Consider the following 12,587-nt stretch of genomic DNA (forward strand, 5'->3'; position numbering starts at 1 on the left):
TTAGGCGCGGGTTAGGGTGATGGCTCGGGTTAGGCTTTTTTCGCCGTAGCGGTTTTTGATCCAGTCGATGGCTTGGTACAGGTTTACACCTTCTTCGGTGTCTTGGAAAATGTCGATTTGCTGATGGCCTTGTACGAGGTGACTGACTTTCACTCCGACGAGACGTACGAGCATTCGCTTTTCATAGAGCTTCGCAAAGAGTTCCTTGGCTCTTTCTAGAAGTACCTCATCGGAACTGGTGTAGGAAATAATGCACTGACGGCTGACTGTGTCGAAATTGGCATAGCGGAGCTTCACCGTGATACAGCCACAGAGCTTTCGTTTTTGGCGAAGCTCAAATCCTACTTTCTCCGTCATCCGTACGAGTTGGCTATTCAGAAAAGCCATGTCGATGGTGTCCGATTCGAAGGTGTTTTCGGTGCCTATGCTCTTCTGCTCGGTGTAGGGAATCACAGGGGATTCATCAATTCCATTAGCTTTTCGGGAAAGGTCGATTCCTGATTTTCCTAGGAGATTTTGCATCATCCGTGGAGGAATCTCGCTCAGCAGTTTGATACTTTCCACGCCCATCCGCTCCAGCAGTGCGGAGGTTTTTTCGCCCACTCCCGGCATTCTTCGGATGGGAAGTGGCGCGAGATAGGGCTTTTCATTTCCAAAAGGAATTGTGGTCTGTCCGTTTGGTTTGGCGTCATGTGTGGCTACTTTGGATACGAGTTTGTTTACTGCCAAAGCACAGGAAATCGGTAATCCTGACTCTCGAACGATCCTTTCCCGCAGTTCCTTGGTGAATTTTTCACAGCCAAAAAACCTATCCATTCCCGTCATATCGATGTAAAACTCATCTATAGAAGCTTTCTCCATCAGAGGAACCTGCTCCTGAATGATTTCTGTAACCAGACGTGAATTCTGGCTGTAGCTGTCGTGATCGCCTTTGATGTAAAATGCAGAAGGGCAAAGCCTCCGCGCCAACTTCATCGGCATGGCGGAATGCACGCCGAATTTCCGAGCCTCGTAACTGCACGAAGCCACCACGCCCCGGTCGGAGCTACCGCCGATGATGACGGGTTTGTCATTGAGGGCACTGTTTTTCAACCGCTCCACAGACACGAAAAATGTGTCTAGATCCAAATGCACGATATGCCTTTCCATTTCTCAGATTACTTGCTATATTTGATAGTATTAGTATCATTTTATTGTCATTAATTGTATCGAATAAAAATGGGAAGTCAAAGCTTTTTCTGGGCGGCCAATCTGAAATTTCTCAGAAAGCGACGCAAATTGAGTCAGGACATGCTAGCTGAAAATCTTGGCATGACTCGCGCCAAACTGAATGCGCATGAAAATGGGCATAGTAAGTCTCCTGCTATCGAGGATTTGCTGTTGTGTGCAGATTACTTCCGGATGAGTGTGGATACGTTGCTGCGGGTAGACCTGTCGAAGCTCAGCGAACTGAAAATCCGTGATCTGGAAGCTGGAAATGATGTGTTTTTGAGTGGCTCGAAAGTTCGGATTCTGGCCACCACCGTGAGTTCAAGTAATGAAGATAATATAGAGCTTGTCCCGATCAAGGCGAAAGCTGGCTACTTGGGAGGTTTTGGAGATCCGGAGTATTTGAGTACACTGCCTGTTTTCAATCTGCCAAATCTGCCAAAAGACAAGAAATATCGAATGTTCCAAACCGAAGGAGACAGCATGCTGCCCATTGCGGATGGCGCGTATGTGATTGGCTCGTATTTGTCCGAGTGGCGACTTGCCAAAGAAACTCCCTGTGTGGTGGTGACGGCAAGTGAGGGGATCAGCTTTAAGATGCTGAGTTTTCAGGCCGAGGAAAGAAACTTTTTACTACGCTCCCTGAATCCTGTCTATACGCCATATAAAGTCTCTGCGGAAGAGGTTCGGGAGATCTGGAAATTTGAATACTATATGAGTGATGACTTTCCGCAGGAACCATTGACACTGCAGCAAGTCGGAATTGAGATCTCGGAGATTAATAGGAAGCTGGGGTTGATGCAGAAGGGTGAGTTGTAAGGGGTGTCTCTCGCGGCGGCGCAACGGCGCAGCGAAGGTTTTGTAAAGTGTCCCGCGAATGCGCAGAGGAACAATGAAGAATTTGTAACCTTGGAGTGTAGCCCTGAGTAAGAAAAATTTACAAAAGGAATATGACTGTGTCAGCCTGAGCGAAGTCGAAGGCTCTTTTAAAGTAAAAATTATTGTCCTCGACTTCGCTCGGACTGACACGATTTGCTGTGAAAAATATAATCCGTCATTAGTAGCAGAGTCGAAGGGTTATTTCTTGCGGCGACACAGCGAAGGATTAGGGTTTCCAACTGTTTGTTTTACAGCGACGCTCTCGATAGTTATTACAAGTTTGCTTATTCCAGTTTCCGCCAGCCTTTCGGGGTCATTTCTGTTAAACTTTTAAAAGTTTTATTGAAATGTGATAAGGTAGGGAAGCCTACTTGATAAGAAACTTGGGAGATACTTAAGTCTGTTTCTAAAAGCAATTTTTTCGCTTCAGTAACTCTTAGCTGCTGGACATATTGAGTAAAAGTTCTTCTCGTACGCAATTTGAAAAACCTACAAAAAGCCTCTTTGCTCATAAACGCTTGTTCAGCGACTTCCTCTAAAGAGATCTGTCTAGCACTATTGTCTAGGATAAATCTCATCACCTGATCCATTCGCCTACCGTCTCGCTCATTCATGGTTCTAAGCACAGGTATCTGATTTAATGCAACCAAATCATCAGAATTAAAGTCCAAAAGCGATAAAATATAGATGCAATGTTGCAGCCTCGTAAGGCCTGAAAACTCAGAAAATCTAGAAACCAACTCTGCTACTTTATCTCTTGTATCACCGTTTATTTTAAAGCATCCCGTGATTTTTTCATTCAGATGAGTGAGTTCAAGAAAGTCTTCCACCTCCGAAAAAGCCCTACTCATCGCTTTGAAATCAAAGAAAATAGTGTTCCCAGCGATCTTAAGATTGCTTTCTTCCTGAAAATAATCCGCATCACTCCGAAAAACATGCGGGATACTCTCGGGCAATAAAAACAAATCCCCAGGCTCAAATCTCCCAACATAGTCTCCAACTAGCAGCTGCCCTCTACCTTCCACAATGAGTGTTAATTGGGCTTGAGGATGCTGATGAAGATTATTGTAAAAATACTTCCCGCGATCTTCTTGGTACTGAATAAACGTTTTTTCAGACTTAGGGATCTGAAAGGAAATTACCTTACTCATATTCAAAACTAGTCTTGAATTATTAGATCTTATATAATATCTAACTATTTATATCAAAATAGAACCATTTTTTACTAAGTCAAGAAAGGAATACAGTATTGGAATACCCTACTTTTGAAAGAAAAAAAGATATGAACTGGAAAGGTGTATTCCCCGCTGTGACGACTAAATTCCATGCTGACGGAAGTTTGGATATGGAGCTATTTTTCAAAAACATTGACTTCCAACTGGAATCCGGAGTTCACGGGATCATCCTTGGTGGTACGCTTGGAGAAAGCTCTGTTCTTTCTCAGGAAGAAAAGATCACATTAACCCGCGAAACTGTCAAGTATCTTGACGGCAAAGTTCCTGTGATCTTGAACATCGCCGAAGGTGCGACTCAAGATGCACTTTTTTGGGCTGCTAAAGCGAAAGAACTTGGCGCTGCTGGCTTGATGATGCTTCCTCCAATGAGATACGCTGCTGACGCTCGTGAAGTAGTTACGTACTTCAAAGCTGTAGCGGATTCTACTGATCTTCCGATAATGATCTATAATAACCCTGTAGATTATAAAACTCTGGTAACCATAGATATGTTTGCTGAGCTTGCAGAATGCAAAAATATTGAGGCAATCAAAGAATCAACTCGTGACATTTCAAATGTGACTCGCATGAGAAATAGATTTGGAGATCGTTTCAAATTGCTTTGTGGAGTGGATACACTTGCCATGGAAGAATTGGTAATGGGAGCAGATGGCTGGGTGGCTGGTTTAGTTTGTGCTTTCCCGAAGGAAACTGTGACAATTTTTAACCTGATCAACGAAGGTAAAAACGAAGAAGCGAGAGAAATCTACCGTTGGTTCCTTCCTCTTTTAGAACTTGATATTCATCCTAAATTGGTACAATACATCAAACTTGCTGAGCAGCATTGTGGCATTGGAAGCGAGCACGTCCGAGCACCTAGATTGACTTTGATTGGTGAAGAAAGAGTAAGAATTGAGAAAATCATTACTGACGGCTTGGCGAAAAGACCTAAATTGTAGATTATAGTGTTCAGGCTATAGACCTAAGAAGCAAGATGTAGAAATCAGGAATTCTTCGTCCTTCCATCTTTCGACTTTGGTCTTTTTAACTCCAAAATTTCAACAATCAAACTTTACAATCTTATGAATCTCGATCTTATATTTTCAGCTGCGCAAGAAGCATTTTTATCTTACAAAAACCTCTCAGGAAACAAGAAAGCAGATTTTCTAGAAAAAATCGCTGAGATCCTTGAAGAGAACCGAAATGCGATTGTAATGATGGCAGTAAAAGAATCGAATCTTCCTGAAGGTAGAATTAATGGCGAACTAGGTCGTACAACTGGTCAGATTAAGCTTTTTGCCAATCAGCTCAGAGAAGGAAGCTGGGTAGAAGCGACTATTGATCCGGCAGACCCAAAGAGATCTCCTTTGCCAAAAGCAGACATCCGTAGAATGCTGATCCCTATCGGACCAGTTGTGGTATTTGGTGCGAGTAATTTCCCTTTGGCATTTTCCACTGCCGGAGGCGACACTATTTCAGCTTTGGCGGCAGGATGTCCTGTGGTCTATAAAGGTCACCCAGCACATCCAGATACTTCAAAATTTGTAGGCGATTGCATTTCTCAGGCTGTTAAAAAATCCGGTTTACCTGAAGGAGTCTTCGCTCACGTAGAAGGTGGAGTAAAAATGGGGCAAGATCTAGTGAAGCATCCATTGGCAAAAGCAGTTGCTTTTACTGGATCATACGGAGCAGGAAAATCGCTCTTTAATATAGCTAGTGACCGCGACGAACCTATACCAGTATATGCTGAAATGGGTTCTGTCAATCCGGTTTTCACTTTTCCACAGCGATTAACCAACGAGCTTGTTCCTATGGCTCAAAGCTTTGTGGGATCACTTACGTTGGGAGCGGGACAGTTTTGCACGAATCCAGGGCTGATTTTCGTACCTAAAGAATTGGCTGGTAGATTTGAAAATGCTGTTTCCGCGGCTTTGCAAGGAGCAGCTGGATCTCCAATGCTTCATGAAGGTATTGCGAGCTCTTATTATTCTGCACTAGATAATCTTAAAACACGTTCAGAACTGAATTGGGTGAAAGTGCCAGATGCTCAGCATTTGATAAACGTGAGTCCAGCTTTGGCTGAGATCAAAGCTGCTGATTGGATCGCAGATGACCTTTTCCAACAGGAAGTGTTTGGATCATTTGCTTTGATGGTAGTTTATGAAAATGAAGCTGAGCTTATCGAAGTTGCCAAAAAACTTCATGGACAGCTGACAATAACTCTTTGGGCGGATACATCTGAGCTGAAAGCAAACGCTGATCTGATCAATCTTTTGGAAGAAAAATGTGGTCGATTGCTATTTGCAGGAGTCCCTACAGGCGTAGAAGTTGGCTATGCGATGCAGCATGGCGGACCTTTCCCTTCCACTACCAGTTCAAACAGCACATCCGTGGGAGCTCATGCAATTAAGAGATTTGCCAGACCAATAGCTTTACAGGATATGCCTGCCGATTTGCTTCCTGATGCTTTGAAAGACGAAAATCCATTAGGAATTACAAGGCAAGTAAATGGTAAGTTCACGGTAGAGAAGATCTAAGGATTTACGAATTACGAAGTTTGATTTACGGGTCTTCCGAAACTTCAACCACTCTTCAATAAATTTGCCTTCAGGATTTTAAGTGTTGTCTGGATATCTTTGATCGCTAATTTTCCAATCTTTAAATATTTCAATTTTAAAATCCTGAATGTCGAATAACGAAGATTTCGCACCCACACGACACACTTTCTCCTGCATCGATGCCCATACTTGTGGCAATCCAGTGCGGGTAGTTTCGGGCGGAGTTCCCTTTTTGAAAGGGGAAAATATGCTGGAAAAACGCCAGTATTTTCTAGACAATCTAGACTGGATCAGGACAGGATTAATGTTCGAGCCGCGAGGACACGATATGATGTCTGGTTCCATGCTTTTCCCTCCACACAATCCAGAGAATGACGTAGCAGTACTATTCATAGAAACTAGCGGTTGTCTGCCAATGTGTGGACATGGAACTATTGGAACTGTTACGATAGCTATCGAGGAAGGACTGATTTATCCAAAGACTCCCGGAAAACTTAGGCTAGAAACTCCTGCTGGATTGGTTCTAGTTGAGTACAAACAAGAAGGAAAAAAGGTTAAATCTGTCAAACTGACGAATGTCAAAAGCTTTCTGGCAGCGGAAGGTTTGGAAATAGAATCTGACGAATTGGGAAAACTCATTGTGGATGTTTCTTACGGCGGCAATTTCTATTGCATCGTAGATCCTCAGGAGAATTTCCCTGGATTGGAACATTTCAAAGCCGAGCAATTGATTTCTATGGCTCGCTCACTTCGTCAGAAGATGAATGAGAAATACGAGTTTGTACACCCAGAGCATCCAGCCATCAAAGGACTTTCACATGTACTTTGGACGGGAAAAACACTTGATCCTACTAGCACTGCTAGGAACGCGGTATTCTACGGGGATAAAGCTATTGATCGCTCACCTTGCGGCACAGGAACCTCGGCTAGACTTGCTCAATGGTACGCCAAAGGACTTCTGAAACCAGGTGAAGACTTCATACACGAAAGCTTTATTGGCTCAAAGTTCATCGGAAGAATCGAAGAAGAAACAGAAATCGCCGGCAAACCAGCTATCATCCCAAGCATAGAAGGCTGGGCAAAAGTGTACGGATATAATACCATCATCCTGGACGACGACGATCCGTACGTGCATGGATTCCAAGTTATTTAATAGACATTAGACACAAGATATAAGTATCAAGACACTCGAAAGCACTGTCTATCGACTTAATACTTACTACTTGATACTTATTCATGAAACCAACCATCATCATAGGCGGCGGAATAATCGGACTATTTACCGCGTATTTCCTTCAAAAAGAAGGCATTGAAGTTCAGGTAATCGATCAAGGCGACATGAAAGTGAATTGCTCCACAGGCAATGCTGGCATGATCGTACCAAGTCATATTATTCCTTTGGCCGCTCCAGGGATGATCAGCAAGGGGATTTCATGGATGTTTTCTTCCAAAAGCCCATTTTACATTCATCCACGACTGGATGCAAAACTTTTGAAATGGTGCTATCAGTTTTATAAAGCTGCCAATCCTGCCCACGTGGAGCGATCTGTTCCGGTTTTGAAAAATCTGAGCTTGCTGAGCAAAGCACTTTATCAGGAATTTCGGGATGAGCACCCAGAATCCAAGATTGCCTTGCAGGAAAAGGGATTGATGATGATCTATCAGACGGAAGCCGTTGAGAAGGAAGAAATCGAATTTGCGCATCTTGCGAATGCTAATGGCTTACAGGCAGATATTCTAACACCTGAAGACATTCGAACCATTGAGCCAAACCTGGAAGTTAAAGCGCGTGGAGCAGTACGATTTCCTGGCGATGCACATTTGGATCCGGGGAAATTGTATGGATTTCTGAAAACCTATTTGCAGGAAAAAGGCGTGAAGTTCTTAACAAATACTCAAGTGACAGCTTTTGAGAAAAGTGGAAATACGGTCAAGGCTGTCATCACAGATCAAGGAAAAATTGATGCTGAGAAAGTAATTCTCTGTGGAGGTTCATGGTCTGGTGAGTTGGCGAATTTGTTAGGTTTTAATCTACCTATGATGGGTGGGAAAGGTTATTCTTTCCTTCAGGAAAATAAACCTGAGATCATGCAATCTACCATTTTGACTGAGATGAAAGTGGCAGTAAGCCCCTATGGGGAGCAGATTCGCTTTGGTGGAACGATGGAAATCGCAGGCACCAATCAAAAAGTAAACCTCAATCGCGTAAAAGGAATCTTCGAATCCATCAATCGCTATTACCCAGAATTCGAAGCTAAATTCCCCCAAGAAAATAAAATCTGGAAAGGATTAAGACCCTGCTCCCCTGATGGACTTCCCTACATAGGTTATGCTCCTGGCTATTCCAATGTGATGGTCAACAGCGGACATTCCATGATGGGAATCAGTCTAGCTCCTGCCTCAGGCAAAATCATCAGCGAACTACATCAGCAAAAAGATACTACCCTTGAGTTGACAGGTTTTGAAGTGGATAGGTATAGTTGAGCGGAAAGACGGAAGACCGCAGCAAACACGTTAGTTAAGTTTTTCCTCTTTTCTATGGGGTGAATTTATTGATGAAAATCTTAAGCCATTTCCTTAAATTGCTTCTATGAAATCCGAGGATAAAGATCTTGTGAAAGAGCCGTTCACAGAATATGGAGTGTATTCTTATGCGGACTACCTGACTTGGGAGATCGATGAAATGGTCGAACTCATCAAGGGAAAAGTGTTTCGTTCTGCTGCTGCAGCACCTAGAAAAAAGCATCAAGAAATCGTGCTTCAATTAGGCTCGCATCTTTTAAAACATCTTGAAAAGAAAACGTGCAAGGTATTTATCGCTCCTTTTGACGTAAGATTACCGGTCAAATCCAGAAAGAACGAAGATATATTTACGGTCGTTCAGCCAGATGTCTGTGTCGTTTGTGATGGTACAAAATTGGATGATGCTGGGTGTTTCGGCGCTCCTGATTTAATCGTGGAAGTGCTTTCTCCGGGAAACAATAAGAAAGAATTACAGAACAAATACGAAGTTTATGAGGAATCTGGCATTCAGGAATACTGGATTATTTCTCCATACGAAGAAACTTTGATGATCAATAAGCTAATCAATGGGAAATATGTTCCATCTCGACTTTTCACCCGTGGTGATATCGTAAAATCAGATTGCATCGCAGGATTTGAAGTCGATCTGGAAGAGTTTTTTGAGAAGATAGATTAGAAAAGCATAAAAAAATCCTGCTTCAAGAGAAGCAGGACAACTATTTTCCGTCTAGAAACCCAATCGATTAGGTGGTATAAACCGAGTTGAACATCACGTAATCCGTGGTCAAATCTGATCCCCAGCCTAGGCCTTCTTCCTCTCCCGTATTCAGCTCTAGCAACACTTTGATATGGGATTCACGAAGCAACTTTTTCATGTAAGACTTCTCAAACTCCAGCGGATTTCCTTTATCCAACACTTGTACCAAGTGATTTTGGTCGCCTATGAATAAGTTTACTTTTCTATAGTTGAAAGGCACACCAGCATTTCCTGCAGCTGCGATGATTCTGCCCCAATTCGGATCACGTCCAAACATAGCGGTTTTCACCAAAGTAGAATCTGAAATCGCACGAACCAGTGTTCTGGCAATTGCTTCAGTTCTCGCTTTAGTCACTTTATATTCTATAAACTTAGAAGCTCCTTCTCCATCAGACACAATCAGTTTCGCTAAGTGAGTTAGGATTCCCAAGAGTTTTTCCAAAAACACCTCATAACCTGGATCTTCTTTGCTGGTCACTTTTCTATTACCCGCCAATCCATTTGCCATCACAGCTACCATGTCATTGGTAGACGTATCTCCGTCCACAGTGATCATGTTGAATGATCGATCCACGCAGTAGCTCACTGCCTCTTGAAGCAGTTTCTCATCGATATGGAAATCCGTCACTACGAACGCTAGCATTGTCGCCATATTTGGATGGATCATACCAGATCCTTTGGCTACTCCACCCATGTTGATCATTACTCCATCGTACTCAAATTCGACAAATCCTTCCTTTGCAAAAGTATCCGTCGTCAAAATAGCATTGGCCACAAATGATCCCGCTTTCAGCTCATCACTCAGTTTAGGAATATTCACCTTAAGACCTTCCACCACATCTTCAGTAGGAAATTCCACGCCGATAATGCCCGTAGAAGCCACAATTACATCTTCTTCGGAGATTCCCAACATCTGTGCAGTCGTTCTCACCATCGCTTCAGCACCTTCTTTACCCTGATCGCCTGTACATGCGTTAGCATTTCCAGCGTTACAGATGATTACCTGTGCTCTATTATTTGCAAGGTTTTTTTCTGTGATTTTGATAGGCTCAGCACGCACTTTATTTTGGGTCAAAGTCCCTGCAGCTGCAGCGGGAACTTCTGAGTAAATAATCGCGAGATCCCTTTTCATGGACTTCACCCCTGTATGTGCACCCCAGCATTTAATGCCGCGTACATTAGTAATATTTTTGATCATCTTTTTCTTATTAAGGTTTTAATGGTACTTGGTTCAAACCTTCTGACTCTGTCAAACCAAACATTAAATTCATATTGTGTACCGCCTGACTAGCGGCGCCTTTTAGCAAGTTATCGATTGCTGAGATAACAATCACACGCTCAGTCCTCGGATCCCATACAGGGAACACATCGCAAAAATGACTTCCGCGCACATCTTTGATTCCTGGAGCCTCATTTCTCAATCTCACAAAAGGCTTGTCCTGATAAAAATCTCTGTAGATCTCAGTCAATTTCTCCTGATTCATCTCACCCTTAATTTTTGCATAAGCCGTCACCAATATACCTCTATCCACAGGAAGCAAATGCGGAGTAAATTGAACCGTCGTCTGATTGCCAGCCAAAGCTCCTAATTGCTCCTCGATCTCGATGGTGTGTCTGTGTCCAGCGATGCCATAGGCTTTGAAATTCTCATTCACATTAGAAAAATGTGTAGTGGCGCTCGCCTTAATTCCGGCTCCTGTAAGACCCGACTTAGCATCGATGATCAGAGATCTATCCTCTACCATCTGCTTCGCAAAAAGCGGAGCCATACTTAGAATGGAGGCAGTAGGGAAACAACCTGGGTTAGCTACTAGATTTGCTGACTTTATTTTATCTGCAAAAAGCTCTGGTAAACCATATACAGCCGTAGCAAACCCTTCTGGGTAGCTATGCTTTTTGTTATACCATTCTTCGTAAACTTCTTTGGTAGAAAGTCTAAAATCTCCCGAGAGATCAATGATTTTCGCACCAGAATCTTTCCATTTGGAGACAAAATCCATAGAAACCCCGTGAGGCAAAGCCAAGAAAATAACATCTAGTTTTTTCTTACTCACCTCTTCAGCGCTCACCAAAGGAATATCCAGTCTAGTAAAGAACTGCGGGTGCAAGTCCGAAAAAGGCTTGTCCACATGAGACTCTGAAGTGATCATTTCTATAGAAACTCCTTCATGATTGAGGAGTAATCTCGCCAACTCAGAACCTGTAAATCCAGACGCTCCGACTATCGCTACTTTTAATTTTTGATTGCTCATATTAGGCAGTAACTGTGGTTTCTGATAGGATTTCGTCTAGCTTCTCAAGGAAAATCGTCAGTTCATCTTTACTGATATTCAATGCTGGCACGAGTCTCAAAATATTTCCAGCAGTAGAATTCGCTACGATTCCTTCTTCCAATAAGCGAAGCACGTAAGGCTTGGACTCAGATTTCATTTTAACCCCAAGCATCAAACCCAATCCTCTTACAGATTCCAGTTCATCATGCTTTTCTATCAGCTCAGCTAATTTGCCTCTTAGCCAATCACTGGTTTCGGTTGCTCTTTTGCAAAGCTCCTCATCATTGATCACTCCGATGGTCGCTATTGCCGAAGCTGCTACAAGTGGGTTCCCACCGAAAGTCGTTCCGTGATCGCCAAACTCAATTGCACTCGCGACTTTCTCGTTGCAAAGAATGGCCCCGATTGGGGCTCCACCACCTAGGCCTTTGGCCAAAGTCATAATATCTGGCTGCACTCCAAAATGATCCTTAGCAAACCATTTCCCAGTTCTGCCGATTCCACATTGTATCTCGTCAAAAATCAACAAAATGCCTTTCTCATCACACAATTTCCTGAGTCCTTCCAAATACGCTTTCTCCGCAGGAACAACTCCTCCTTCACCTTGGATCGGCTCCACAATGATAGCTGCAGTGTCGGAATCAATGGCTGCTTCTACAGCCTTAAGGTCATTAAAAGGCACTTGAGCAAACCCAGCTGGGATGGGCTCAAATCCTTGCTGATATTTCTCTTGACCTGCAGCGATGGTTGCTAAAGTCCTTCCGTGAAATGAATTATGCATGGAGATAACTTTTCCACCTTTACCGTGCTTATGCCCATATCTTCTAGCAATTTTGATTGCTCCCTCGACGGATTCAGAACCACTATTCGTCAAGAAAACCCGATCCAAACCTGAGATTTTCACTAGCAATTCGCTCAATGCAACTTGCTGTGGACTCACGAAAAAGTTAGAAATATGCATCAACTGGGCGGCTTGCTCCTGAATCGCTTTCACTACTTTCGGATGGCAATGACCTACGTTATTCACAGCTATTCCAGCCAATAAATCAATGTATTCCTTACCGTCTGCGTCCCAGAGCCTAGATCCTTTTCCTTTGATAAAAGCTATAGGAAAGCGATTAAAGGTGGGTAGGTAATTTTCTTTGTCTTTGGTATATAAATCTTGATTTGTCAT

At 43.1% G+C, this 12,587-nt stretch carries 11 protein-coding genes; 6 read left to right on the plus strand and 5 right to left on the minus strand.

Annotation, left to right across the window (positions count from 1 at the left end; all coding sequences use genetic code 11):
• A complete protein-coding gene (gene dinB / locus ESV85_RS01670; protein WP_146914501.1) occupies positions 1-1,149 on the minus strand; it encodes a DNA polymerase IV in 1,149 nt (382 codons plus the stop codon).
• A gap of 69 nt (positions 1,150-1,218) precedes the next feature.
• Between dinB and ESV85_RS01675 the strand changes: the two genes are divergently transcribed.
• On the plus strand, positions 1,219-2,028 hold the full coding sequence (locus tag ESV85_RS01675; RefSeq protein ID WP_146914502.1) for an XRE family transcriptional regulator: 810 nt from the start codon (positions 1,219-1,221) through the stop codon (positions 2,026-2,028).
• 344 nt (positions 2,029-2,372) lie between these two features.
• On the opposite strand, the gene ESV85_RS01680 is transcribed toward ESV85_RS01675, so the two are convergent.
• A complete protein-coding gene (locus tag ESV85_RS01680; RefSeq protein WP_146914503.1) occupies positions 2,373-3,239 on the minus strand; it encodes an AraC family transcriptional regulator in 867 nt (288 codons plus the stop codon).
• A gap of 131 nt (positions 3,240-3,370) precedes the next feature.
• Here ESV85_RS01680 and ESV85_RS01685 point away from each other — a divergent pair, with 131 nt between their 5' ends.
• The 5 genes from ESV85_RS01685 (at position 3,371) to ESV85_RS01705 (ending at position 9,059) form a co-directional block, all read left to right on the plus strand.
• Positions 3,371-4,261: a dihydrodipicolinate synthase family protein gene (locus tag ESV85_RS01685; RefSeq protein WP_146914504.1), complete on the plus strand. Its 891-nt coding sequence runs from the start codon at positions 3,371-3,373 to the stop codon at positions 4,259-4,261.
• Between the two features lie 96 nt (positions 4,262-4,357).
• On the plus strand, positions 4,358-5,839 hold the full coding sequence (locus ESV85_RS01690; protein ID WP_410488842.1) for an aldehyde dehydrogenase (NADP(+)): 1,482 nt from the start codon (positions 4,358-4,360) through the stop codon (positions 5,837-5,839).
• Positions 5,840-5,987: 148 nt separating this feature from the next.
• A complete protein-coding gene (locus ESV85_RS01695) occupies positions 5,988-7,013 on the plus strand; it encodes a 4-hydroxyproline epimerase (protein ID WP_146914506.1) in 1,026 nt (341 codons plus the stop codon).
• Between the two features lie 83 nt (positions 7,014-7,096).
• Positions 7,097-8,344 (plus strand): NAD(P)/FAD-dependent oxidoreductase, encoded by a 1,248-nt coding sequence (locus ESV85_RS01700; RefSeq protein WP_146914507.1) that lies wholly within the window; start codon positions 7,097-7,099, stop codon positions 8,342-8,344.
• Positions 8,345-8,450: 106 nt separating this feature from the next.
• Positions 8,451-9,059 (plus strand): Uma2 family endonuclease, encoded by a 609-nt coding sequence (locus ESV85_RS01705; RefSeq protein ID WP_146914508.1) that lies wholly within the window; start codon positions 8,451-8,453, stop codon positions 9,057-9,059.
• A 67-nt stretch (positions 9,060-9,126) separates the two neighbouring features.
• Here the strand turns inward: ESV85_RS01705 and argJ are convergent, their stop codons facing one another.
• The 3 genes from argJ to ESV85_RS01720 are packed head-to-tail and all read right to left on the minus strand — an operon-like array spanning position 9,127 to position 12,587.
• Entirely contained in the window at positions 9,127-10,338 is a 1,212-nt protein-coding gene (gene argJ / locus ESV85_RS01710; RefSeq protein WP_146914509.1) for a bifunctional glutamate N-acetyltransferase/amino-acid acetyltransferase ArgJ, read from the minus strand.
• A 10-nt stretch (positions 10,339-10,348) separates the two neighbouring features.
• A complete protein-coding gene (argC, locus tag ESV85_RS01715) occupies positions 10,349-11,392 on the minus strand; it encodes an N-acetyl-gamma-glutamyl-phosphate reductase (protein ID WP_146914510.1) in 1,044 nt (347 codons plus the stop codon).
• 1 nt (position 11,393) lies between these two features.
• Entirely contained in the window at positions 11,394-12,587 is a 1,194-nt protein-coding gene (locus ESV85_RS01720) for an aspartate aminotransferase family protein (RefSeq protein WP_146914511.1), read from the minus strand.

The organism is Algoriphagus aquimarinus (assembly GCF_007997215.1).
Taxonomy (GTDB): domain Bacteria; phylum Bacteroidota; class Bacteroidia; order Cytophagales; family Cyclobacteriaceae; genus Algoriphagus; species Algoriphagus aquimarinus_A.